Source organism: Pannonibacter sp. CBAS1226 (assembly GCF_055685825.1).
The window spans coordinates 251252-275209 of sequence record NZ_JBVOUO010000001.1; the positions used below are offsets into that span (position 1 = coordinate 251252).

Annotated in this window: 18 protein-coding genes; 15 read left to right on the forward strand and 3 right to left on the reverse strand. The window is 64.3% G+C overall.

What is annotated here, in order from left to right; all coding sequences use genetic code 11:
• Positions 1-194: 194 nt before the first annotated feature.
• The 8 genes from AC0CMF_RS01210 to AC0CMF_RS01245 all read left to right on the forward strand — a co-directional run bounded on the left by AC0CMF_RS01210 (position 195) and on the right by AC0CMF_RS01245 (position 11385).
• Positions 195-2873 carry a tetratricopeptide repeat protein gene (locus AC0CMF_RS01210; protein WP_374630133.1) on the forward strand — a complete coding sequence of 893 codons (2679 nt, stop codon included), beginning with the start codon at positions 195-197 and terminating at the stop codon, positions 2871-2873.
• Positions 2874-2884: 11 nt separating this feature from the next.
• A complete protein-coding gene (locus tag AC0CMF_RS01215) occupies positions 2885-4498 on the forward strand; it encodes an AMP-binding protein (protein ID WP_163001281.1) in 1614 nt (537 codons plus the stop codon).
• A gap of 3 nt (positions 4499-4501) precedes the next feature.
• Entirely contained in the window at positions 4502-6661 is a 2160-nt protein-coding gene (locus tag AC0CMF_RS01220) for a cytochrome P450 family protein (RefSeq protein WP_050472802.1), read from the forward strand.
• Complete coding sequence (locus AC0CMF_RS01225) at positions 6661-6915, forward strand: acyl carrier protein (protein WP_050472803.1); 255 nt, start codon at positions 6661-6663, stop codon at positions 6913-6915. Before AC0CMF_RS01220 ends, AC0CMF_RS01225 begins: the two co-directional genes overlap by 1 nt.
• A complete protein-coding gene (locus AC0CMF_RS01230) occupies positions 6915-8612 on the forward strand; it encodes a carbamoyltransferase family protein (RefSeq protein WP_122520297.1) in 1698 nt (565 codons plus the stop codon). Before AC0CMF_RS01225 ends, AC0CMF_RS01230 begins: the two co-directional genes overlap by 1 nt.
• Positions 8613-8834: 222 nt before the next feature.
• Positions 8835-9809 (forward strand): TerC family protein, encoded by a 975-nt coding sequence (locus tag AC0CMF_RS01235; protein ID WP_374630134.1) that lies wholly within the window; start codon positions 8835-8837, stop codon positions 9807-9809.
• Between the two features lie 248 nt (positions 9810-10057).
• Positions 10058-11038: a GNAT family N-acetyltransferase gene (locus AC0CMF_RS01240; protein WP_374630135.1), complete on the forward strand. Its 981-nt coding sequence runs from the start codon at positions 10058-10060 to the stop codon at positions 11036-11038.
• 41 nt (positions 11039-11079) lie between these two features.
• Positions 11080-11385: a hypothetical protein gene (locus AC0CMF_RS01245; protein ID WP_050472807.1), complete on the forward strand. Its 306-nt coding sequence runs from the start codon at positions 11080-11082 to the stop codon at positions 11383-11385.
• 6 nt (positions 11386-11391) lie between these two features.
• Here AC0CMF_RS01245 and AC0CMF_RS01250 read toward each other — a convergent pair whose 3' ends face one another.
• Complete coding sequence (locus AC0CMF_RS01250) at positions 11392-13227, reverse strand: ATP-binding cassette domain-containing protein (RefSeq protein WP_374630136.1); 1836 nt, start codon at positions 13225-13227, stop codon at positions 11392-11394.
• Positions 13220-15256 carry a cysteine peptidase family C39 domain-containing protein gene (locus AC0CMF_RS01255; RefSeq protein ID WP_374630137.1) on the reverse strand — a complete coding sequence of 679 codons (2037 nt, stop codon included), beginning with the start codon at positions 15254-15256 and terminating at the stop codon, positions 13220-13222. The genes AC0CMF_RS01250 and AC0CMF_RS01255 overlap by 8 nt, the downstream gene beginning before the upstream one ends.
• Before the next feature lie 197 nt (positions 15257-15453).
• Here AC0CMF_RS01255 and AC0CMF_RS01260 point away from each other — a divergent pair, with 197 nt between their 5' ends.
• The 5 genes from AC0CMF_RS01260 (at position 15454) to AC0CMF_RS01280 (ending at position 20727) form a co-directional block, all read left to right on the forward strand.
• Complete coding sequence (locus AC0CMF_RS01260; RefSeq protein WP_374630138.1) at positions 15454-15675, forward strand: hypothetical protein; 222 nt, start codon at positions 15454-15456, stop codon at positions 15673-15675.
• A gap of 353 nt (positions 15676-16028) precedes the next feature.
• Positions 16029-16793, forward strand: coding sequence for an enoyl-ACP reductase FabI (gene fabI / locus AC0CMF_RS01265; protein ID WP_374630139.1), 765 nt, complete (start codon positions 16029-16031; stop codon positions 16791-16793).
• Positions 16794-16805: 12 nt separating this feature from the next.
• Complete coding sequence (locus AC0CMF_RS01270; protein WP_374630140.1) at positions 16806-19244, forward strand: DUF3141 domain-containing protein; 2439 nt, start codon at positions 16806-16808, stop codon at positions 19242-19244.
• Between the two features lie 164 nt (positions 19245-19408).
• Positions 19409-20062: a CoA transferase subunit A gene (locus AC0CMF_RS01275; protein WP_058899585.1), complete on the forward strand. Its 654-nt coding sequence runs from the start codon at positions 19409-19411 to the stop codon at positions 20060-20062.
• An 11-nt stretch (positions 20063-20073) separates the two neighbouring features.
• On the forward strand, positions 20074-20727 hold the full coding sequence (locus tag AC0CMF_RS01280; protein ID WP_122520290.1) for a 3-oxoacid CoA-transferase subunit B: 654 nt from the start codon (positions 20074-20076) through the stop codon (positions 20725-20727).
• Between the two features lie 108 nt (positions 20728-20835).
• Here the strand turns inward: AC0CMF_RS01280 and AC0CMF_RS01285 are convergent, their stop codons facing one another.
• Positions 20836-21597: an IclR family transcriptional regulator gene (locus AC0CMF_RS01285; protein ID WP_058899587.1), complete on the reverse strand. Its 762-nt coding sequence runs from the start codon at positions 21595-21597 to the stop codon at positions 20836-20838.
• A gap of 465 nt (positions 21598-22062) precedes the next feature.
• Between AC0CMF_RS01285 and AC0CMF_RS01290 the strand changes: the two genes are divergently transcribed.
• Both AC0CMF_RS01290 and kce read left to right on the forward strand, forming a co-directional pair.
• Entirely contained in the window at positions 22063-22989 is a 927-nt protein-coding gene (locus AC0CMF_RS01290) for a 3-hydroxyacyl-CoA dehydrogenase family protein (RefSeq protein WP_374630141.1), read from the forward strand.
• 36 nt (positions 22990-23025) lie between these two features.
• Positions 23026-23958 (forward strand): 3,5-dioxohexanoate:acetyl-CoA acetone transferase, encoded by a 933-nt coding sequence (gene kce, locus AC0CMF_RS01295; RefSeq protein ID WP_374630142.1) that lies wholly within the window; start codon positions 23026-23028, stop codon positions 23956-23958.

The following is a 23958-nucleotide window of genomic DNA, read 5'->3' on the forward strand; positions in this document are numbered from 1 at the left end:
CGAGCGTAAAGCTTGTCGTCATGCTATCGGGTGAGCATGGGTATCATCCCGTGCGGCGCATGAGCAATTTCAAGGCGTGATGCATCGGCATCTCAGAGCCTTGGTATGCGGCCATCATGCCAGAGTGTGAGAAACGGGTGAGGGTGGCAATGTCTCGGGCGGAACCGGTAGATGGAGGCGCGCAAGCAGGGCGGTTGGCAATCGAAGCGCTGATGCTCGATCAGGCCTTTACGCAGGCGCTTGCCTTCGTTGAGGAGGAACTGCTCCTTGCGCCTGCAGACTTCTGGCTGGGTTGCCGCAAGGGAGAGGTTTTGCGCGCCCTTCACCGTTTTGCGGAGAGCGCGGACTGGTTCGAGGCACTCCTTGCCGAGGCTCCCGGTTCCGTCGATCTCATGTACCAGCTTTCCGCTTCGACGCTGGCCGCCGGACGCTTCGAGCGCACGGTCAGCCTGTCCCGTGCCATTCTCGATCAGCAGCCGGATCATCTCGGGGCCTGGCTTGTGCTGGTGGATGCGCTGGCGCGCAGCGGTGATCCGGAAGGGGCTCTGGCTGCGGTGGATGCCGCCCTTGCCCTGCCTCTGGATGATCTGCATCTGAAGCTGCGCCGGGGCAGCGTGCTGCGGCAGTTGCAAAGGTTCGAAGAGAGCGCTGGCTGGCTGGCCGACATGCGCGGTAGCGCTGGGGCCGCTCCTGGGTTGCTGCCGGTCATTCTGACCGAACTGGCTAGTGCGCAGGCTGCTGCCGGACATCTTGCCTCCGCCATCGGGACGCTGAAAGCTGCCGTCGAGGATGATCCTGGCAACATCTCGCTTGTTCTGTCCCTGATCCAGCTGGAAATACAGGCTTTCGAGGGGGCGGCGGCACTTGCCCGTCTGGAAGAGGGGCTGGCCGGCTGGCCGGATCATGCCGTGCTGCGGCGGCTGCTCGTCAACCTGCTGATGAGCATGGGCAGGATGCGCGATGCCGATGAGAGGCTGCGGCAGTTCGGGGCGGGCCACGAGGACCAGAGGCGCTGGGTGGACCTGGCCTTCCGGCGTTTCGCAAAGGTCCGGCAGGACATTGATGAGCTGGGGCAGGGCAGTCCGGCTGCAGGCCTTCAGACGTTTTATCTGTTGCAGGCCGAGGGGCAGCTGGAGAAGTCTGCGGAGATTGCGCAGGACCTGTTTGCAGCGGAACCCTCCAATCCCGTTCATGCGGCCAATGTCCTCCATGATGCCATCCGCGGGAACGATGCCATTGCCGCCCGTCAGATTCTGGAGAAGCTTGCAGCTTCCGTCCGGCAGGCTCCGGCGGTGCGGCTGGCGGAGGCAGCGCTGCTCCGCCTTGAAGGGCAGATAGAGGAGGCCGCGGCGATCCTGTCCAAAGAATTCCGGCGCTATCCTGCCGGTCTTGCGCAGATCATCACACTTGCCAATCTTGCCTTGCAGGAGGGGATGGGAACTCGCGGGGCGGCTATTCTTCTGGATTGTGCAGATGGCCTCATGGCGCAGGCGGAGGGGCATTTGCCCGAACTGACCAGCCGGATCCTGCGGCTTCGGTTTGCCTATGCTCTGGGGAACTGGCCGCAGGCGCTGGACCTTCTGGAGACGGTTTGTCCGGCCGCGCCCGGTGACATGAGTCTCCTTCAGATGAAGGCCCGCTGTCTCTATGAGCTGGAACAGTTTGACGAGGCAGACTGCCTGCTGGACAATGTCCTCGAACAGGCACCGGCAGACCGGACGGCGATTGAACTGCGCAAGGCTCTGCTTCTGGCACGCGGCGACATTGCCGGTTGCCTCGACTTTCTGGAGGCGAAGGTTGAGGCGGGCCATGCACCGCTGGACACTTGGCTGATGAGCGCCCTGTGCGATACGGGACAGGCAGAGCGGGCGCGGGTGCTGGCGCTTCGTCATCTGCCGGGCCAACCGGCCTCCTCTGACTGGAAGCTGGAGCGGTTCCGCAAGCTGTTTCTGGGAGAAGTAAGGCCTGTTTCCATTCCGGAAACCCGTGCCCGCTGGTCACGCCCCATCCCGGATCAGGATTTGCGCGGTCTTCTTTACGAGGCAGACTGGGACGGGCCGTCGGGGCCGGTCCTTCAGCATGCTCAGTACTTTGCTCAAGAGGCCCTATGCCCTCCTGGCATGGACGGCGTGACATGGCGCCGCCGGGCCTGCCGGGCTGGCCATGTGGATCAGTTGATGTCGGCGCGCGTCCTGCTTGAGACGGTGCCGCCAGCCTTCGGGCGTTCTCCAGCCTTTGCAATGCTGCGCGAGCGGGTGGAAAGCCGCCAGCCAACCATGATCGTATCAACGCATGCCGGTGCAAGGCTCAGTGTTGCGCTGACCGTGCTGATGAAGAATCTGGCCTATGTGACGGGACCTAGGTCGAAGACCCAAACTCAGGCGCAGGGGGCAGGTGAAGTTGATGTAAGGATCCTGCACGGTTTCGATAGCGGCAGGCTGGCTGCGGATGTTGTGCGCAGCTTGCGTGAAGGCGTGAGCGTCTACTTTGCGCGGGACTTTTCGTGGACAGGCTTTCATCCTCTCGGCCCTGCAAGCAGCGCTTCAGGGATCCTGCTCGGCAGGCCGGTGATGATCGACGACATCGTCCCGAAGATCAGCCAGGCGATGAAGATCCCAGTCTACTGGTTCCAGGCGCAGTGGAGTGGCGATGATATCGAAATCGACGTTATCCGGATGCCGGATGCGGAGGAGGGGGAGCCTCGAGAGGTCTGGTGCCGCCGATGGGCGCAGGCCTACCTCGACAAGATTGAGGCGCTGCTCCGCTCCGATCCGCGCAATGCACGGCTCAATCATGACTTGTTGAATTATCTGATGGTGACGTCTCACCGGTCTGTGCAGACAGGCGGCACCCAGGGAGGCATTGTCAGGTGAAGCAGAGGCCATTGGAACGGGCAATAAGGCAGGCCTGCCGGGCGCGGGAGGAACGGGAGATCCTGGCGTTCTGCGCGCGCGGCGTGACGCAGCAAGTCCTCTCTGGAAATGAACTTCTGGCGGCAGCGGAGGCTGCGGCGCAGCAGCTGGAGCCTGCTCGGGGCTATTGCGTTGTGCTGGTGTTCCCCGCCGGAGCGCCCTTCATTTCGCTTCTGCTCGGCTGTTTTCTGGCCGGAGTAACTGCCATTCCGGTTGCCCCGCCGCGCCGGGGCAGCGTCTCCACCCGGCTCGCCCATATCTGCACTGAAGCTGCGCCTGTGGCCGTGCTTTGCCAGCAAGGGCTGGAGGACGGTCTGCGCATGCTGCTGGGGGAGGGCGCGCCGCCCGTTGTGCCTTTCTCCGGTGACATCCCTCTGCGCGTGGACGGACATACCCGGCCTGACATGCCGCAGGATACGGCGCTCATCCAGTATACGTCCGGTTCGACGATGACGCCGAAGGGCGTGCTGATCACCGGGCAGAACATTCTGGAGAACTGCGCTGCCGTTCAGCGGGCCTGGGGTCTGGATGAGACAGCCCGCGTCGTCAACTGGATGCCGCATTTCCACGACATGGGCCTGATCGGCGGCATCCTCTGTCCGTTGCTCAGTGGCGGCATGTCGGTGCAGATGAGCCCCTTCGACTTCATCCGCAACCCCCGCCTCTGGCTTGAGGTGATCTCGCAGTGGCAAGCTGACTTCAGCGGCGGTCCGGCCTCTGCCTTTGCCGATGTCATCCGCAAGGTGCCGCAGGAGGCTCTGGCCGGACTGGACCTGTCTGGCTGGTCCCGGGCCTATTGCGGTGCCGAGCCTATCCCTCCGGGCCTTCTGGAGGCTTTTGCCGGTCATCTTGCGCCCGCTGGCCTGCGGCGGGAAGCGGTCTTTGCCTGCTATGGCATGGCGGAAATCACCCTGTTTGCCGCCGGGGCGAGGAATACCGGTCTCCAGACGCCCCCTGGCGGTGCTCATGGCTGCTGGCTGAGCGACGAGATGCGGCAGCAGATCGTGATCATGGATGCGGAGACCGGCCTGCCCGTGGAAGACGGGCAGCAGGGCGAGATCTGGCTTGGCGGCCCGTCGCAGGGCAGCGGCTATCTGTCCCGGCCGGACCTGAGCGCCGAGAGCTTTGGACATGCGGTGCCGGGGCGGGAGGGACTGTTTCTGCGGACCGGTGATATTGGCCATATCCTTGATGGCCGGCTCTGGATCTCCGGGCGGTTGAAGGATGTGCTCTTTGCCAATGGCCTGACGATACCGGCCGCAGAGGTCGAGACACTGGCCTGCGAGGGCGTGCCGGAGCTGAATGCCATGGCAGCGGCGGCCTTCATGCGCGATGAAAACCAGTCCGGAGAGGCAGTCCTGCTGGTGGAGCTGATCGACAGCCGCTGCCCGGTGCACTCGCCCGATGAAGCCCGCGCCCGCATGCGCAACCGCATTCTGGGGGAATGGGGGCTGACCTTGAGCGAAATCCGTTTCGTTGGCCGGGGGCAGCTGCCAAAGACAACCAGCGGCAAGGTGCGCCGTGCCCATGTGGCAGCGCTTTTCCGCAAGGGCGATGAAGCATTTGCAGGCGGGGAGCAGGGCTGAACCATGGCGACTGTCTCGAAACGCAGCTGGCTTCACGGAGCCCGGAAGGTTGGCGATCCGCAACTGGCGCGCGATGTCATGCGCCATCCCGAAGTCACTGCAGGCAAACTGACCGCCTATCTGGACCAGCTTGCCGGACGTGGCATCGAGCTGCCGCACCTGCGCGCTGTCTCCCGCAGCAGCTTCATCTTCATGGATGGTCCAGAGCATCTCGCTCTGAGACGCCAGATTGCTTCTTTCTTTGCCCCGGCCAGTGTGGAGCGCTGGCGGCCTGTTGCGGTGCAGGCCGTGGAAAATGCGCTGGACCGTCTCCGGTCCGCGCCTGATCCCGATCTTGTCCGCGACTTTGCAGAGCCCGCGATGAAGGCCTTCGTCCATGCGGTGATGGGTGTTCCGGAAGACTGCGGGGAGGATCTGCTGGAGCTCATCATCATCGCCAATGATGTGATCGAGCCGCTGCTCTCCGCTTCCCGCCTCCGGCGGATCGATGAGGCGATGGCGCGCATTGCAGCATGCCTGGTGAATTCCGGCAGGCCTGCGGGTTCCTTCATGGCCTTCCTTGCATCTCCGGAAGAGGCGCTGACGGATTTTGATCCGAAGACGGGCATGGCCATTACGGTTGCCGAGGCCTTTGTCACCGTCCTGCAGACCTTCACCCTGATGCTCTACGATCTGCTGCTGCAGCCTCAGGCGGTCTGGCTGCAACTGGCGGAGCCGGACCTGCCGGAAGAGTTCATCGAGCACATCCTTTCCGTCTCGAACCCGACACTGCTGATTGGCCGTGCGGTGAAGGCGGATGCGCAGATCGGCGGATGCCCGTTTGCTGCCGGTGAAACCGTTCTGCTGGATATCCGTGAGATCAACACGTCACTGCGTGCCGCTCAGGGGCCGCAGGCGCACATGTCTTTCGGTTTCGGGCCGCACAAGTGCTTGGGCGAACATCTTGGCCGTGTCTTTCTCACCGAAGCCCTGCCGCGTCTCGCCCGCGCCTTTCCGGAACTGACGCTGCAACGGGATCTTGTCCGCCACAAGCGCACGCATGTCCTGCAATCCGCCGTGAATCTGCCTTGCATCCTCACCGGTGACAATGTCCGGATCAATCCGCGCATGACCGAAATCCGCTCCCGGGCAGATGCCCGCGAGCTGCTGAACGATGATGAGGCCTGGTCTCCTCCGGATATGGTGAGCCACCTGGAAGGGTTGGCGCAGCGCTCCGGTGAGGACCTGTCCGATGCCATCCGTTTTGCCCGCAATGCGCCGTTCTTCCTCTCCGGTGAAAGGCATGCCACGGCCCGGCGTGCCGTCTTTGCGCAGATCGGCGGCAACCGTCTGGAAGACTGGCAGCCGGTATGGGAGGCCGCGGTTGCCTCCGCTCTGGATCATCTGGCCGGTGTGCCTGCGCCTGACCTCATGCGCGATTTCACCGATGCCGTGTTCAAGGGTACGGTCAAGCCTGTGCTTGGCATCCCGCAGGAAGACTGCGCGCGCTTTGATGATCTTGCGCCACGTATCCAGCTGGTTCTGGCGCCGCTGCTGCCCATGCGCGATCTGTTGCAGATCCAGTCGGCCATGACCGGGCTGCTGGCACGGCTGGAGGCGGATGCTGCCGCCAAAGGCGAAGGCGAAGGGCTTCTTGCCGCGCTGCTGCGCGAGGAGATGGACGGCTTTGACCCGCGGGACAAGATAGCGCTGACCCTTGTGCTCTATGGGGCGAGTTTCAACATCCGCCACACGCTGGGCAACATCCTGCATCACCTTCTGATGCTGCCGCCCGAACAGCGGCAGGCGCTGCTGAACACCGGCGACAGGGCAGGCCTTTATGACCGTCTGATCGGCCTGTGCGCCGCCCCCAAATACATCTACCGGATCGCCCGGAATGCAGAGAATGCCCTTGGCGTGCCTGCAGGCACCACTCTGCGCTTCCGTCTTGCCACCCTCAACCGTGCCGCACCGGCCGGTCATCTCGCCTTTGGCCATGGCCTGCACCGGTGCTTCGGCGCGGCCATGTCGCGCCAGATCATTCGTCTCGCCATCCCGGCGCTGTTCGACCGTTTTCCTCATCTGCAACTGGATCCGCAACGGCATGCCTATGCTGCGCTGTCACAGACCATTGCCCTGGAAAGCCTTCCCTGTCTGCCGCATGCTCCTGAAAGGACCGCCTGATGCCTGAAGTTTTGCCCGGTGATGAACTCGTTGCCTTTCTCGTCCGCCGCATTGCGGCGTTGACGAAGCAGGACGAGGCGTCCATCGGTCTTGAGACCTCGCTCGTGGATGCAGGCTTGCAGTCCATCGATGCGGTCCTGTTGTGCGGTGAGGTGGAGGATGCCTTTCAGGTGGAACTCGACCCGGCGCTGATCTTCGACCACGAGACGCTTGGCAGTTTTGCAGCGGCCGTGAAAGGCCTCATGGCAGCCTGATGACAACCTGGTACCTCGGCCTCTCCACTTCCGGTCATGATCCTGCTCTCGCCATCGTCAACGAAGCGGGGCAGGTCGTCTATGCCGAGGCAACCGAGCGCTTCCTGCAGGACAAGCGGGCCTGGGGCATTGCCCCCGATCATGCGCCGCATCTTGAGCGGGCGCTGAAGGCCTGCGGTGCGTCGCCAGAGACCGACCGTTTCTGCGTGGGCACCTCATGGAAGGCCATGAAGGCGCAGATGGATGTCAACGTGCATGACGCCATGCTGCCGGCCCTTGATACGTTGTGGATGCGCGGATTGCATGCAACGCAGCAGGCCATGGCGGGGCATTCGCTGCTCCGTCTCGGGGTGGCGCCGGAGCGCCAGCACCTTCTGCGGCATGAGCATCACCTGTGCCACGCGGTCACGGCGGCGTGGTTTGCCCCGGTGTCTGATGCTCTGGTGCTGGTTCTGGACGGGGAGGGGGACGCAGGGGCTGTTTCGGCCTATGCCATGCAGGACCGCCGGATCAAAAGGCTCTGGCGCTCGTGGGGGCCCGGAAGTCTTGGCACGTTCTACGGCTGGCTGACCTTTCGCTGCGGCTTTGACTGGCGGCTGGGCGAGGAATGGAAGGTTATGGGCCTTGCGGCCTTTGGCAAGGTTCTTCCGGATCTGCAAGGCGCACTGGAGCGTCTGCTGACCGTCCGGGACGGGCGTCTTGTCTTTCCGGCGGTCGAGGTGATTGCAGGCATCCAGCACATGGCGGCTGCCCATGCCCGTGAACCGCATGAGCCGCTGATGCAGGCCGCTGATCTGGCCGCCTCCGGTCAGGCGGCCTACAGCGCCCTTGCCGATGCGGTCATTCTCGATCTCATCCGCCAGCAGGACGGGCAGGGGCCTTTCGATCTCCTGCTGTCCGGCGGCTGCGCGCTCAACTCTTCCTACAACGGCTCTGCCGCCGCGAGGCTTGGCCTGCGGGCGATCCATGTGCCACCCTGTCCCGCCGATGACGGCAACGCGATCGGCGCTGCACTTTTGTCCTGGATGCAGGATCAGGAGAGGCACACCCTTCCCGCAAGCCCGGACGGTGCGCCATTCCTCGGCAGGGAGGCGGAAACGGGTGGATGTGATCTGCGGTCCCATCTCAACGGGTTCCAAGTCGAGGATGTGACCGGGCGTTCGGCCGCCGCCGTTGCCGGAGCGCTGGCGCAAGGCCGGACTGTCGGCACCTTCCGGGGGCGTGCCGAATTCGGGCCGCGGGCGCTGGGCAACCGCTCGATCCTCGCGGACCCGGCCAGAGCGGGGATGAAGGACCACGTCAACGCGGCCATCAAGGGCCGTGAGGCCTACCGGCCCTTTGCTCCTGCCGTCCGGGAGCACGACGCGGCCAGCTGGTTCACAGGCCCCCAATCCTCGCCCTATATGTCCATGACCCTGCCATGGCGGCAGGCGCGGATGGGGCTGGTGCCGGCGGTGGTACATGCCGATGGCACGGGCCGCGCCCAGACAGTCACGCAGCAAATGTACCCCTGGATGTCGGAGCTTCTGGACGGGATGGAGCGGCACACGGGGCAGGCCGTGCTGCTGAACACCAGCTTCAACATCATGGGCAAGCCGATGGTGGATACGCTGGAGGATGCCCTTGCGGTGCTCTGCACGACAGGCCTTGACGCCGTTCTTGCCGGGGATCTGCTGATCAGCAAGCCGGACCGTTGAAGGAACACCGCCTGGCTTGCGGCACGCCTGCTTGCATTTCTTCAATTCCCTGTTATCTATCGCGCAGCGGGCCGGGCCCCTCTGGCGATGCGCACTGAACTCCAAGAGCAGGCGCCTCGTGATGTCGGACCGCATCAAGTGCGCTTGATGCCATGCCCGGACTGCCGCCTCGCGGACAATCACGTGTCATGACACGGCGCCGTCACGCGAGTGAGGCAAATCTTGGATATCCTGTTTCTGCTGTTTCTCGACAAGCCGCTGTGGATGTGGCTGGTCTTCCTGTCTCTGGTCATTGCGCTGCTGGTGTTCGACCTCGGTGTCCTGCACAAGGACGACCACGAGATCGGGGTTGCCGAAAGTCTCAAGCTTTCGGCCATGTACATCATTCTCGGCCTCGCCTTCTCCAGCTTCATCTTCTGGCAGATGGGCGGGGAGGCGACCGCGCAGTATCTGACCGCCTTCGTGGTCGAAAAGACGCTGGCGATGGACAACATCTTCGTCATCGCGCTCATCTTCGGCTTCTTCGCCATCCCGCGCATCTATCAGCACCGGGTGCTGTTCTGGGGCATTCTGGGCGTGATCCTGCTGCGCGGCATCATGATCGGCCTTGGTGCCACCATCGTCGAGCAATATCACTGGGTGCTGTATCTCTTCGCCGCCTTCCTGATCTTCACCGGCATCAAGATGCTGTTTGCTGGCGACGAGGAGCACAAGATCGAGGAAAACGCGCTGATCCGCTTCCTGAAGCGGCGGCTGCCGGTGACGGACGAGATCCACGGGCACAGCTTCATCGTGAAGCAGAAGGACCCGGAAACGGGCCGCCTGACGCGTTTCGTCACGCCGCTGCTGCTGGCGCTGATCGTGATCGAGATCGCCGATGTGGTGTTTGCGGTGGATTCGGTTCCGGCTGTCTTCACCATCACCACCGACCCTTATGTGGTCTACACCTCCAACATCTTCGCCATCCTCGGCCTGCGTGCGCTTTACTTTGCGCTGGCTGCCATCCTGCACCGCTTTGCCTATCTCAAATATGCGCTGTCGGTGCTGCTGGTCTTCATCGGCTCGAAGATCTTCATTGCCAAGTTCATGGGCTGGCAGAAGTTCCCGCCGGAATGGTCGCTCGGGATCACCTTTGCGATCCTGGGCGCTGGAACCTTCTTCTCGCTCTGGAAGACGGGCAGAGCGGAGAGCCGCTAAGGCCCGGATTTTCCAGATATATCCCGCCGGCAGACTGGCGCTGCCGGCGGGATTTTTGCTTGGGCAGGCCGGTTGCGGGGCTGGCCGCATGGCTCCTGATGCCGGGTCTTTCTGTGCCTCAGGCTCATTGGAGACCCATATGAGATCCACCCCAAATGTGCCGTTGCCCTGCGGGCTGGTCCGGCTCTAGATGGACTGGTGAAGCGGGAATCTGCCCCGCACAGAAAGCCGTGATGGGAGAAGATGCCTTGAACGCCCGTGCCCTCAGCAACGCAAGCATGCGTCCGGCAGCAGCTGCTCCGGCTGCTTCTGTTGCAGTGCTTGAAGGTGATGCCAGCGGCTTTTCCGGTTTCGGCTTTCCGCGGCTGGCCGGGCATCTGGCTGCGGTCACAGCTCCGTGGATCGCCGCCGGGCTGCGGGTTGAAGGTCTTCCTGCCGGGCTTGCCTTCGGGCTGCTGCGAGGAGACGAGGCGCTTCTCTTGTCGCTGGTGGTCGCCGCGCCCTTGCGCGGCCAGGGGCATGGCCGGAGGCTTGTGGCCTTGTTCGCCAGCGAGGCGGCCAGACGCGGTGCGCAGTGGGTTGATGTGGGCTTTTCCTCACGGATCGCCCACCGGGAGGCGCTGGCAGGCTGCCTGACCGCAGCCGGATTTCCCGCGCCGGAATTGCTGGAACTGATCACGACGGGCGAGGCGGGGGCGATGCTGGAAGCTGTGAACCAGTGGCCCAGCATGATGCGGCGCCTGCGGGATCCGGACAGCGCAAGTTTCGAGCCCTGGCGTCCGCTGGATGCGGCGGACCTTGCCGCTGTCAGGACGTTATCGCAGGAGCCGGGATACAGGCCCGGCATGGCGCCTGAGGCTGATCCTGAAACCTTTGACCCGGCCTGCTCCATCGCGGTGCGCCGGGAGGGGCAGCTGATCGGCTGGGTGGTGGCGGAGGGGCTGCCCGTGATCACGCTGGACGCTTACCGGAACCGGAAAGGCGTCAGTTACCGCTCGGCCTATCTGACGCAGAAGCTCTGGCATACAGGGCTGATGGTCGGCGCTTACAGGGCTGCCTTCGAGGCTCAGGTCAACGCCTATGGACCGGATTCAATTGCCGTTTTTCACACAGGCATCCCGCGCATGGCGGCCATGGTCCGCCGCCGGTTCGGGCCGATTGCGCTGCAGGTGGACGAGCACTGGCGCACGAGGCAGCTGCTGGTCCCCCAGTCCCTGAAGCCAGCCTGAGGTTCAGGCTGTTCCGGATTTTTACAACAAGGAGAAGAGAAATGGAAAATATTGATCTGAATGCCCTTTTCGGTGTCGATACGGTTGAGAAGGTGCGCAAGCGCCTGAATGAGGATGCTGCCTTTCTGGCGGAAGCCCAGGCAGATCTGAACGCTGCCGTGAAGGCCCATTACGGCCTGGAACTGCCGGTTCCACTGGGTGTCTGTGAAGGTCCTGACGGCTGGACCGCCTGCTTCCTTCCCGGCGATGCCCTGGCCGACAGTGAACTGGACCTCGTGGCCGGTGGTTACCCTGCAAGGCCGTCGATGAAAGATCTTGGAAAGAATAACAAGATCAGTTTCGGCTAAGCAGCTTCAGCCGCCACCCTTGGAGAGCCGCAGGGTGGTATCAGCCTGAGCCAGAATGGCGGGATTGTGGGTCACGATCAGAACCCCGGTCCCGTCTTTCCGCAGGGCTTCGAGCAGCCTTGAAATCTGGTCCGGATCGAGCCCGGTGACCGTCTCGTCCAGGATCAGGAAATCAGGTTCGCGCGCCACGGCCCGCGCAATCAGCAGCCGCTGCACAAGGTTTTGCGAAACCATTCCTTCAGCCACCAGCGTCTGTACACCCATCGGCAGCGTGGCGATTTCCTCTTCCAGTCCGGTGACGTGCAGTGCGCGGGCGATGGCCTCGTCCCGGAGCGGTGCCATGCCCAGGATGGCGGCGCGGATTGTGTCGAGACTGATGCTTTCGTCCTGAAAGACGCAGCCGATGCGGCGCCGGTAGCTTGCCGGGTCGAGCTGGCCGAGTGGCTGGCCGTCCACTAGAATGCGTCCCCGTTCCGGGCTCTGGAAACCCAGAAGCAGCTGGATCAACGTGGACTTTCCGCAGCCGGATGGCCCGGTGAGGGCGGTAATCGCGCCGCGCCGCACTGTGAGGCTGACATTTGCCAGCACCTTTTCCGGCGCCCCGTGATAGCGGAAACTCAGGTCTTCGCAGCGGATTTCTTCAATGGGCGCAAGGAGGGCCGGCAGGACAGCGCCGGCCGTGCTGTCCTCCAGCCAGTTCAGCCCTTGCGGATTGCGCGGCAGAAGCGGGCGGCTTGCCTGCAGGGCGGCGGCGGCCAGTGTGGCTGCGGCGATTACCCCTCCGGCGAGGGCCAGGGAGGCTTCCGGGCCTGCGGCAAGCCAGGCCGCAAGTCCCGCAGTTCCCGTCAGCAGGACGTCGAGGGCAGAGCGGCACGCGCCGAGCCGCAGGTGCCGCCGCTGCAGAAGCCGAACCTCTGTTTCGAGCTTTCCCGTCTTCTGCAACAGCCACTCCGCTTCCCCCATCAGCCGCAACTGCGGCAGGGCGGCTGCGGCAAGGCTTGAGGTTTGCTGCAGCTCTGCCGAGGGATGTTTCACGGCGGCTTCAAGGTCCAGCTCCCGCCGCATCAGCCAGTGCCGGAGGGCAAGTCCGGGCAGTATCACGGCAGCCGCTGCGGCAAGGGGGGCAAGGCCGGTGGCGCACAGCAGGCCGAGCGCGGGAAGCGCAAGGCCCAGCCCGGAAAGCCGCCCGCCCTTGCGCAGGCTGGCCTTGCGCGCCTCTATGACCTTGTTTGCAAGTTGATCCGCAACAGATGCCGCCGAGGGCTGGTTCAGCTGGGCTGGCGTGGCCCGTGCCAGCCGCTGCCAGATGGCGGAGGCGCTGGCCAGATCCGCGAGCCCAAGGCGGCGCAGATCCGCAGTCTGCCGAAGAGCCGCTGCAAGTGCACCGCCCGACGCCATCAGGGCAAGCCCGGCGCCTGCGGAGAGCGGGGAGGGGGCAAGGATCAGGGAAGCGGCGGGGGCATTGAAAGCCAGTCCCGCCAGCAGGGCGGCGCATGCCTCCTGCCACAGTGGAACGGCGCGTCCCTGCGGCGCAACAAGCGCGAGGGCTTGCAGCATCACATCGCCGGGGGCAGGGGCGCGGCTCCTGCGGCCATCAGCCTGCAGCAGAACCGGCGTGCCGTTGCGGGTGTCGATCACCTTTGCTTGGCCACTGTCCTGTGAAAAGACGATGATCAACCCGGCATCCAGCAGGGGCCATGTCTGTCTGCCGTCTGGTGAGGGTATCAGCCGGATGCGGCGCAGAAGCAGTCCGTCATCCAGTGCGGCGCGGCGCAGGTCCTCTTCGCCGGTATGGTCTGCCTGTGCGGCAAGGCGGGCAAGGCGCTGTGCGGTGTCAGGCATCGCGGTCTCCCAGCGTGAGGGTGTGAGTGACCGTGCCCGCCGTCAGTGCCCTTGCGCCGCTGAGGACAAGGGCCATGCCGGAGGCGGTCAGCCGCTGGCGCAGGCGCTCTTCCAGATCTGTTTCCAGCGCATCAAGGGTTTCGTCCAGCACCAGAACCTGCGGGCGGCGCAGGAGGCAGCGGGCGATCATCAGGCGGCGCAGCTGCCCGCCACTGAGGCCGGGGCGTGCAGGCGTGAGCATCAGCGAAAGGCCGCCGCGCGGGGCCAGCACCGGCCAAAGCTCCACTGTTTCGAGCGCGGCCATCAGGTCAGCATCAGCCAGGCCGCTTTGGCCGAGCCGCAGATTGTCCGCCACGGTGCCTGCGAAAGGCGGCAGGGGCCGGTCTTCATGCAGAACGAGGCCGGGCCATTGTGCCGCTGCAGCGCTGATGGGGGCGCCGTTCAGCGATATGTCTGCGCCCGGCATCAGCTCAAGTCCGGCGATGGCGCGCAGCAGACGGGACTTGCCGCTGCCGGCAGGTCCCGTCACGGCCAGCGTTTCGCCGGGCCTGAGGACGATGGTCTCTCCGTCCAGGCGCAGTGTCAGTTCGGCGGAGGCCGGACGCGGCAGGACTTCGGCTGTTTGCGGGCGTGTGCCGTCCGTCAGGTCGCGCAAGGTGGCAGCCAGGGCGCGCAGCTGCGTCAGCGCCGGAGCAAGCCCGCTCAGCTTTCCTGCCTGCCGGTGCAGGGCTGCTGCCAGAAGAGACAAACCGAGGACGCTGCCGGCCGGGGCGCCTGCAAGACCGTGCAGGGCGGTGGCGCCAAGCGAAACCAGAAACAGAAGCGTCTGCAAGGCGTTGAGCCCTGCCGTTCTGCCGCCCGACTGCTGCGCCTGATCGAGGCTGACCGCATGGGAGCCGGCAAGGCGCAGCGCCAGCTCATCACTGCGTCCGCCGCAAAGCCATGTTTCGATTCCGGCAAGCATCGCTGGCACTGGAACGGCAGGCGGCGTTTGTGCCAGCTCTTCCAGCGAGCCTTCCATCCGCGACAGCAGTGTGCCCCGGCGGTTTGTCATGGCGAGGGTCAGCAGCGCTGCGCCAAGGCCGCAGAGGCCAACGGCAAGTCCGGAAGGGCCGAAACCGGTGACTGCGGCGAGGGCCAGAAGCAGAAGGCCGGGGGCATCGGCCATGCGCGAGGCCCGGCAGCCTGCCGCCTCGGCTGTGGCCGGAAATGCCATCAGGTTGGCCGTCTGGCCGGGTGTGCGGCGGGCAAACCAGTCCAGGTCCTGCGTGGCCATGAAGGCGCCTGCCTGATGCTCCACCCCCTGCGCCAGAGCGCGGCCAGCCGCTTGCCCTGCCCGGTGGCGGGCAAGAGCCGCCGCGCAGACGCCTAGCCCGGCAGCGGATAACAGCAGCAGCGGCGTTGCGGTCTGCGTCAGGGCTGGGCCGTGACTTGCGAGCAGAAATGCCGTCAGCGCCACCGCTCCCTGCAGCGTCAGGGTAGCAAGCGCAGCCAGAGCAAGACCCTTCCGCATGGGACGGAGCAGGGCGGCGAGCGGATGCTGTTCCCGTCTTCCTGCCCCAGCAGAGCGCAGCGGCTGCACCGTCAGGATGATGCCGGTGTAATCTTCGGCAAATTCGTGGAGCGGCAGCAGCAAAGGGCCGCAGCCGGGGTCGTTGATGCGCACATGACTGTCCGTCACCGCCTCGATCACGACGAAATGGATGAAGCGGCTGTGGGCGATCACGGGCAGCGGCTGGTGGCGCAGATCTTCCAGCGTCCGGCGGTAGGCCGCCGCATGAAAGCCGTTCTGTCTGGCGAGCGTGATCAGCTGGCGGGCAGTGAGACCGAGCCGTGTTGTGCCTGCCTGCTGGCGCAGATCCTCCAGCGTTACCGGGCTGCCGTGATGGGCGAGCAGGATCGCCAGCGCCGCGATCCCGCATTCGGAAGTCTCGCCCTGCCGGATATCCGGCGTGTGGAAAATCCGGTTCTGACGGTTTCTCTGGCGGCTTTTCTGGCGGTTTCGCAATCGGGGCAGAAGGGGCAGCATGGCAAGGCCGGACAGTCTGCAGCGCGGCGGCTGGTGGGCTTTCGGGTCAAGGTCCGGGCAAGGAGTTGGTGCCTGCTTCGTCCCTGGAGAGTGATGGAGGACTTGGCGGCCGCACGCAAGCCTTGCGCCGGGGCTGGCGGCCTGCAATCTGTCTCAATCTGCCCCGGCAGCATCAATCGGCGGTGAGGAAACGGTGCGTGACGCAAAAGCCTGACAAGACAGCAGTTCCAACGCCGGAACAGGCCGCCCCCATGGCCCCGAAGAGGGCAGGGCTGTTCAGTGCTCCCGCGCTCGCCCGTCTTTCGGCGACGGAAGATCTCGACCGTCCGGCCCGGCTTGCGGCTTTGCCCCGCGCAGGCGTCATGCTGGCCGCTGCCCTGACGGCTGTTGCGGGCGGTGTGGCTCTGCTTTTGCGCTGATTTTTGCCGCCAGGGCAGGCAAACGGCATGCGGAATACTACCAGTTTGACCGCCTTGCGGCTTTCGTGCTGACTGCGCCGGGCCTGCGAGCCCCTGCGAGTTTGCGCGCTGCGCCGTCCTCCCCACGGCAGTGTGCAGCCTGAAAGAGCCTCGGAGCCGGACTTTCCCTGACCACTTGCCCGAGGGCAGGCCCGCGCAAGCCATTGTGCGCGGCCTGATCCCAACCCTGATTTCTGCCTTGCCGCATCATCCCGCCGGCTGGCGGCACCCCCGTGGCAAACTGTCATGGAAGTGCCAAGCCACCGCAACAATCGGGGTGCAGGATGCATGCGCAGGTTACGCGGAGGTGAAATGTGTTTTCGCTGCAAGGTCACAAGGCACTTGTCGTTGGAATTGCGAATGAAAACTCCATCGCCTACGGATGCGCCAAAGCGCTGAGGAGCCAGGGCGCCGATCTGGCGGTCACCTGGCTGAACAGCAAGGCGGAGCCCTATGTGCGGCCGCTGGCGGAGGAACTGGGGGCGGAAATCGTTGCGCCGCTCGACGTCGCCCAGCCCGGCCAGCTTGAGGGCCTGTTTCAGGGCATAACCGAGCGCTGGGGGCGGCTGGACACGCTGGTCCATTCCATTGCCTTTGCCCCGCGTGAGGATCTGCATGGCCGGGTCATCGACTGCTCGTCCGACGGGTTCTCGCTGGCCATGGATGTGTCGGTCCACTCCTTCCTGCGGATGATCCGGCTGGCCGAGCCGCTGATGCCGGAAGGCGGCTGCTGCCTGTCCGTCAGCTTCTTCGGTTCGTCCCGCGTCGTGCGCCATTACAACATGATGGGCCCGGTGAAGGCCGCGCTGGAAAGCGCGGTGCGCTATGCCGCAGCCGAACTCGGCCCGCAGGGCATCCGCGTTCACGCCCTTTCGCCCGGACCTCTGAAGACCCGCGCAGCCAGCGGCATCGGCCATTTCGACGAGCTTCTGAGCCTTGCCTCCGAGCGGGCGCCCACGCATCAGCTTGCCACCATCGAGGATGTGGGGGCCATGGCCGCCTTCCTCGCTTCCCCCGCAGCCCGCAACCTGACCGGTGGTGTCCATGACATCGACGGCGGTTTTTCGATCACCGCTTGAGGAGACGCCGTCATGGCCAATGTGTTTGATCTGTTTGATCCTTTCCTCCAGCCGCAGGTCCCGCGAGCCGAGGGCGATATGATGGCCGCGCTGCAGGGCGCGCTCGCCTCAAGCGAAACCGAGATCGGCGCCGCATCGGCCACGGTGGACATTCTCAACACGGCCGTGGCGATCCACTCCCGCAGGATTTCCGAAGTGCATTCGCAGCGCGGCAAGGAAACGGTGGCCGCAGCCCATGCGCTGGTGGATGGCCTGCTGCTGCGCCAGAGGGATGGCGCCCTTGCCCGTGACCTTGCCGAATATGCCCGTGATGCGCTGGAGCGCCTGGTGCTGACGGCCGATACGCTGCGCAAGCGCGGCGACATCTTTCTGGAGCATGAGGCGGCCGGCTGCCCGCCGGTGCTGATGTATGACTATGAAGTCGTCATGGACGGCAAGGATCTGCCTTATCCGTCCAACTACATGCTGCTGCGCATCGTGCCGCCGGAAGGCGTGACGGTGAATGAGAACCGCCGCCCCTATATCATCATCGACCCGCGTGCCGGCCATGGTCCGGGCATCGGCGGCTTCAAGGCGGACAGCCAGGTTGGCGTGGCCCTGCGCGCAGGCCACCCGGTCTATTTCGTTGCCTTCCGTCACATGCCGGAGCCGGGGCAGTACCTGTCCTATGTGGTGCGGGCGGAGGCCGAGTTCGTGCGCGAAGTGATGCGCCGTCATCCGAAGGCTTCCCGGCCCGTGGTGACGGGCAACTGCCAGGGCGGCTGGGCGGTGCTTCTGCTGGCGGCCACCAACCCGGACCTGACCGGGCCTGTCGTCATCAATGGCGCGCCGGTCGCTGCCTGGGCGGGCAAGGTGGGTGAAAACCCCATGCGCTACAATGCAGGCGTTCTGGGCGGCACCTGGGTGCCCATGTTCCTGTCGGATCTGGGCGGCGGCATCTTTGACGGCGCGCATCTGGTGCAGAATTTCGAAATGCTCAATCCGGGGCGCACGCTGTTCCGCAAATACACGGACCTGTTCCGTGACATCGACAAGGGCGACAAGGCCTTCCTTGAGTTCGAGAAATGGTGGGGCGGCTTCTTCCTGATGACCGAGCCCGAGATCCGCTGGATCGTCGAGCAGCTTTTCGTCGGCAACCGTCTCGTCAAGAACGAGGCCCGCATCGAGCCGGGCCGCCCGGTGGACCTGAAACAGATCCGGGCGCCCATCATCGTCTTTGCCAGCCACGGCGACAACATCACGCCGCCGCAGCAGGCGCTGAACTGGATCATCGAGACCTATGCGGATGTGAACGAGATCCGCATCCGTGGCCAGCGCATTGTCTATATGGTGCATGATCAGGTCGGGCACCTGGGCATTTTCGTGTCCTCGCAGATTGCGCGGAAGGAGCATTCCGAGGTCGCCTCAACGCTCAAGACCATCGAGGCGCTGGCGCCGGGCCTTTATGAAATGCGCATCGAGGATGTGACGGAAAAGGACGGCCGGAAGCACTTTACCGTCGGCTTCGCCGAGCGCAGTTTCGATGACATCCGGGCGCTGGACGACACCGTGGCCGACGAGCGCCCCTTCGCCGCCGTTGCCCGCGCCGCAGAAATTCAGGCACAGGCCTATGACATGGCGGTGCGGCCGGTGGTCCGGCAGATGGTTTCCGGCACGGCTGCCGAAATGAGCCGGGCTCTCCACCCCATGCGCCTCAACCGGGCGCTGGCCTCCAGCCGCAATCCCCTCATGCGGCCGGTCGAAACCCTTGCCGGAAAGGTGCAGGCGGAGCGCAACAAGGCCGCTGCCGGCAATCCGTTCCTTGCCGCAGAAGCCCTCTGGGTGCAGGCCACAGAGCAGGCGATCGACTTCTGGCGTGACACCCGCGACATGGCCTATGAGCTGACGTTCCATTCAATGTGGGGCACACCCTGGGCCCGCGCCTTTGGCCGCACGCATGAAACCCGCCGCACGCTGAAGAGCCTTGGCGAGTTGCGGGGCCTTCCGGAAGTCGCCAATGCGCTGATGCAGATCGAGCAGGGCGGTTTCCCCGAGGCGGTGATCCGCATGCTGGTGCTGCTGGCCGAGAACCGGGGAGAGGTCCGCCGCGACCGGCTGGAGCGTTCGGCCCATGTGCTGACCAAGGACGAGCCCTTCCGCTCGCTTGGGGCTGAACACCGCGCCATGATCATCCATCAGCAGACCCTGATAGCCACCTACGAGACCGAACGGGCCATCGAGACCCTGCCGCTGCTTCTGCGTGAGCCGGCGGAGCGGGAACTGGCCCTCAAGGTGGTGCAATATATCCCAGGTGCCATCGAGGAAATGTCACCGCGCACCCTCGCCCTGTTGCAGCGGTTCCGTCAGGTGCTGCAGCTGGCGCCGGTGACCGGCGACGTGGCCGAAGATCCGCTGGCGGTGATCTCCAGCGAAGGCGCGGGCGAGCAGGCCGCAGGAAATCTGCCGCATTAGGCGTGAACCCGGTCTGCGGGATGCAGACGCCTTGCGCCATGACAAGGCGAGGGGTGCTGGACGGGCTCGACCATCTGACGATGAGCCAAGCACGTCGGGAACTGGTATGAGGGACAAGGCGCCCGCCGGACTGAAGAATGCGGCGGGCCATGGGAGGACACGGCATGAAGGGTGCACTCAGCCCTGACGCAGCAGCGGCACTGATCCCGGAAGGGGCGAGCGTGATGATCGGCGGTTTCATGGCCGTTGGCAGCCCGGAGCGCCTGATCGACGCCATGGTGGCGCGCGGGACAGGTGGTCTGACGGTGATCGCCAATGACACGGCCATGCCGGGCAAGGGGATCGGCAAGCTGATTACCGCCGGTCTGGTCTCCCGCCTGATCGTCAGCCACATCGGCCTCAACCCCGAAACACAGGCGCGGATGATCGCGGGCGAGATCGACTGCGAGCTGGTGCCGCAGGGCACGCTGGTGGAACGCATCCGCGCCGGCGGCATGGGGCTTGGCGGCGTGCTGACGCCCACGGGGCTGGCGACCGAGGTGGAAGACGGCAAGCAGGTGATCGAGGTCGAAGGGAAGCGCTATCTGGTGGAGACCCCGCTCAAGGCGGATTTCTCCCTGATCGGCGCCTGGCAGGCCGATTATGTCGGCAATCTCAGCTATCTGCTGACGGCGCAGAACTTCAACCCGGTGATGGCGCTGGCCGGAAAGACGGTCATCGCCGAGGCCGAGAGCATTGTGCCCGTTGGCGTGATCCCGCCGGACGGGGTGAAGACGCCGGGTGTGCTGGTCGACCATCTTCTGGTCCGGGCAGCGTGAGGGAGGCCAGTATGGACAGCAAGGAACTCATCGCCCGCCGTGTTGCGCGGGAAATCCGGCCGGGATCGCTGGTGAACCTCGGCATTGGCCTGCCGTCGATGGTGGCGAATTTCGTGCCGGCGTCTGCCGGTGTGTTCTTCCAGGCCGAAAACGGCGTGATCGGCCTTGGCGCCCGTCCGCCGGAGGGCATGGAAGACCGGCATCTGACAGATGCGGGCGGCGGCTTTGTCACGGCTGTGCCGGGGGCGGCCAGCATCGACAGTGCCATGAGCTTCGGCCTGATCCGGGGCGGGCATCTGGACATGACGGTTCTGGGCGGATTGCAGGTCGACGAGGCCGGGCATCTGGCCAACTGGAAGGTGCCGGGCAAGATGGTGCCGGGCATGGGCGGCGCCATGGATCTGGTGACGGGCGCGGCGCGCGTCGTCGTCGCCATGCAGCATGCTGCGCGCGGGGAATCGAAGATCGTGCCGGAACTCACCCTGCCGCTGACGGCGCTGCGCCGCGTCGATCTTGTGGTGACGGATCTGGCGGTGATCGAGCCGATGAATGAAGGCCTGTTCCTGCGCGAAAGGGCGCCGGGCGTCAGTGTCGAGGCGATTGTGGCCGCCACAGCCGCAAGGCTCGTCATTCCAGACCATGTGCCGGAAATGATCCTGGCCTGATCTGTCCTGCGGCCAGATGCTGCACCGCGCGCCGCCGAAAGTGCTCCACCTGCTTGGCTTGGCGCAATTGCCGGCTAAAAACCGGTTTCCGCATTTGCTGGAAGTGATCTAGGCGAGCGGAGCAAACTCTTGTGCGATCACGGCATATGTGTCCCGTAAGGCGGCTTCGATGTTCGGCAGGATCGTTTCAAACCGCTGTGATGGAACGGGAACTGAAATTGCCAGCACCTCGTTGGTGCGGTCGCGGAACGCAAAGCCGATGGCCGAGATGCCGCCCGTGTGCTCGTCGCGGTCATAGGCAAGGCCTGTTTCCCGCACCTGAGCCAGAAGGGCGGCAAAGGCTGGCCAGTCAGCGGGCAGCTTGCGGCGGGCCCATTCGGCTTCGACGAGGGTGCGGGCCTGTGCCTCTGGCAAGAGCGACAGGGCGGCGCGGCCATTTGCCGTGGTCGTGAGCGGGAACACATCGCCCACCGCCGAAACGGTGCGCAGGCGGTGCGTGCCTGGAACCTGATCGAGAAAGATCATCCCTGCGCCGCGCAGCACGGACAGATCTGCCGTTTCGCCCAGTTTTCTGGACAGTTCGGACAGGTGCAGACGGCATTCCTCAACAACATTGTAATGTGTGGCCTCACTCAGAGCAGTGATCTCGGGCCCCAGCCGGATCGAACCGCCCGAACTGGAAGCGATCACCAGCCGCTCTGCCTGCAGCGCGCCAACGATTCGCTGTACTGTCGAACGCGGCAGGTCGACCTTTTCGGCGATCTGGCCAAGGCTCATCCCTTCGGTGTGATCGCGCAGGACCCGCAGGATCGCTGCGGCCCTCGCGATAACCTGAATGCCTGATGAGCGTGCCGATTCTGTCTCGCTCATGCCGTAACCTCCCTCTTTGATTTTTCAGCCTTACGAGAGAAGCAGGCGTTCTGCAATGCAATACATTCAGCCTGCAATCCGGGTTGACCTCCTTATAACTAAACTGTATCGTAATGCAGGATATAAATTCCACATCGCGGTGCAATTTCGGCGGGTAGAGTGTAGGGGAAGAGTCCGATGCTCAACATTCGCGGAAGCAGTTTCCTGAGCAGCGTCCGGCTGCGGGGTGTCAGTCCCTGCGACCATGCAACAGGTTATTTTTTCAGCCCACAACTCCCTGCACGGAAGGTGCCGGAGGCGTTCTGAATGCGGCGCCGGAGGCTTGTCCCCCGGTTCATCGCGGACGTTTGTCCGCAAACAAGCAGGACGGGAGGCCTGCCCGATGGATATGAAACGGTTCTCTGCAAACTTGTCTGAAGATGCGCCCTGCTGCCGGGCGGCAAAGGCTGCATGGCAGGCTGCGCAATGACAAGATCCTTTCAGACGGCGGTTCTTGGTGCCGGGCTCATGGGGCATGGCATTGCCCTCACACTGGCGCGGGCCGGGCATCGTGTTGCCCTGACCGATCCCGTTGCAGATGCTCTTGCCAGCGTGCATCAGCGCATCGCCGCCAGCCTGAGCCTGATGGGCGAGGGGGATGCGCGGATTGCGCAGATCCTGAAGCAGATCGATCTGTTTGACACTGTTCCTGCCGCCGTCGCCGGCGCGGATTTCGTGTTTGAGGCGGCTCCGGAAAAGCTGGAGCTGAAACAGGCGCTGTTTGCCGAAGCCGAGGCTCACGCGCCCGAAGCGGCCATTCTGGCGTCGAACACCAGCGTCATGCCGATCACGCAGATCATGGCGAAGTTGAACCGCCGGGAAAGGGCGCTGGGCACCCACTGGTGGAACCCGCCGCACATGATCCCTCTGGTCGAGGTGATCCGCACCGAATGGACCAGCTCAGAGGCCATGGACATGACGGCGGAGTTGCTGGCGGGCGCAGGCAAGACACCGGTGCGGGTGGAGAAGGACGTTCCTGGCTTCATCGGCAACCGTCTGCAGCATGCGCTCTGGCGTGAGGCCATCAGCCTCGTGGAGCGTGGCATCTGCGATGCGGAATCGGTCGATACGGTGGTCAAATCCTGTTTTGGCCGCAGGCTGTCCGTGCTGGGGCCGCTGGAGAATGCTGATCTCGTCGGCACTGAGCTGACGCTGGACATTCACCGGACGGTTCTGGCTGACCTTGAGGACCGCAAGGGGCCGTCGCCATACCTGGAGGGGCTCGTGGCGGAAGGCAAGCTCGGCATGAAGAGCGGTGAGGGCTTCCGCAAATGGACGCCGGAAGAGGCGCAGACCGTGCGCAACCGCGTGACCACCCACCTGAAGAAACTCGACACAATTCTGGAAGATTGAGCCGCGCTCAAGCGCCGCTTCTGATTGGAGACCACCATGGCCAAAAAGCCGCGCACAATTATAACCTGTGCGATCACCGGAGCGATCCATACGCCGACAATGTCGGATGCGCTGCCCTATACCTATGACCAGATCGCGGAACAGGCGCTTGCTGCCTCGGAAGCCGGGGCTGCGATCCTGCATCTGCATGCACGCAATCCCGAAAATGGCGCACCTTCCGTTGAGCCGGCAGACTTTGGGCCGTTTCTTGGCCGGATCAAGCAGGCTTCGGATGCGGTGGTGAATATCTCGACCGGCGGATCGCTCAGCCTTTCGATCCAGGACCGGATCAAGCCGGCGCTGACCTATTCGCCCGAGATGTGCTCGATGAACATGGGTTCGATGAACTTCAGCTTTCATCCGCTGGCTGCGCGCTACACGGACTGGAAGTTTGACTGGGAGAAGGCCTATGTCGAGGCCTCGGAAGCGAGCATCTTCCGCAATACCTTCAAGGATATCAAGGAAGCTGCGACCAGCCTTGCTCCCCATGGCGTGAAGTTCGAGCATGAATGCTACGACGTGGGCCATCTCTATAATCTCAAGTTCTGTATGGATATCGGCCTGTTCAAGGCTCCGGTCTTCATCCAGTTCGTCATGGGCATTCTGGGCGGCATCGGTGCGGATGTGGAAAATCTCGTGTTCATGAAGCGCACGGCCGACAAGCTGTTCGGAGACGACTACCGCTGGTCGATCCTGGCGGCAGGCGCTGCCCAGATGCCGATGGCAACCACCGCCAGCCAGATGGGCGGGCATGTGCGTGTCGGGCTGGAGGACAGCCTGTTCATCACCCGCGGCAAGCTTGCCGAGAGCAATGCGCAACAGGTCATCAAGATCCGCCAGCTTGTCGAAAGCCTTGGCTCGGAAGTCGCAAGCCCCGATGAGGCCCGCGAAATCCTCGGCCTCAAGGGCGGCGATCAGGTTCAGTTCTAG

Excerpts from the sequence above, each read along its gene's own strand:
- AC0CMF_RS01290 (WP_374630141.1), top strand. The coding sequence starts at position 22,063 with ATGACAAGATCCTTTCAGACGGCGGTTCTTGGTGCCGGGCTCATGGGG.
- AC0CMF_RS01225 (WP_050472803.1), top strand. The coding sequence starts at position 6,661 with ATGCCTGAAGTTTTGCCCGGTGATGAACTCGTTGCCTTTCTCGTCCGC.
- AC0CMF_RS01245 (WP_050472807.1), top strand. The coding sequence starts at position 11,080 with ATGGAAAATATTGATCTGAATGCCCTTTTCGGTGTCGATACGGTTGAG.
- AC0CMF_RS01220 (WP_050472802.1), top strand. The coding sequence starts at position 4,502 with ATGGCGACTGTCTCGAAACGCAGCTGGCTTCACGGAGCCCGGAAGGTT.
- AC0CMF_RS01275 (WP_058899585.1), top strand. The coding sequence starts at position 19,409 with ATGAAGGGTGCACTCAGCCCTGACGCAGCAGCGGCACTGATCCCGGAA.
- AC0CMF_RS01285 (WP_058899587.1), bottom strand. The coding sequence starts at position 21,597 with ATGAGCGAGACAGAATCGGCACGCTCATCAGGCATTCAGGTTATCGCG.
- AC0CMF_RS01280 (WP_122520290.1), top strand. The coding sequence starts at position 20,074 with ATGGACAGCAAGGAACTCATCGCCCGCCGTGTTGCGCGGGAAATCCGG.
- AC0CMF_RS01250 (WP_374630136.1), bottom strand. The coding sequence starts at position 13,227 with ATGCCTGACACCGCACAGCGCCTTGCCCGCCTTGCCGCACAGGCAGAC.
- AC0CMF_RS01255 (WP_374630137.1), bottom strand. The coding sequence starts at position 15,256 with ATGCTGCCCCTTCTGCCCCGATTGCGAAACCGCCAGAAAAGCCGCCAG.
- kce (WP_374630142.1), top strand. The coding sequence starts at position 23,026 with ATGGCCAAAAAGCCGCGCACAATTATAACCTGTGCGATCACCGGAGCG.
- AC0CMF_RS01230 (WP_122520297.1), top strand. The coding sequence starts at position 6,915 with ATGACAACCTGGTACCTCGGCCTCTCCACTTCCGGTCATGATCCTGCT.
- AC0CMF_RS01270 (WP_374630140.1), top strand. The coding sequence starts at position 16,806 with ATGGCCAATGTGTTTGATCTGTTTGATCCTTTCCTCCAGCCGCAGGTC.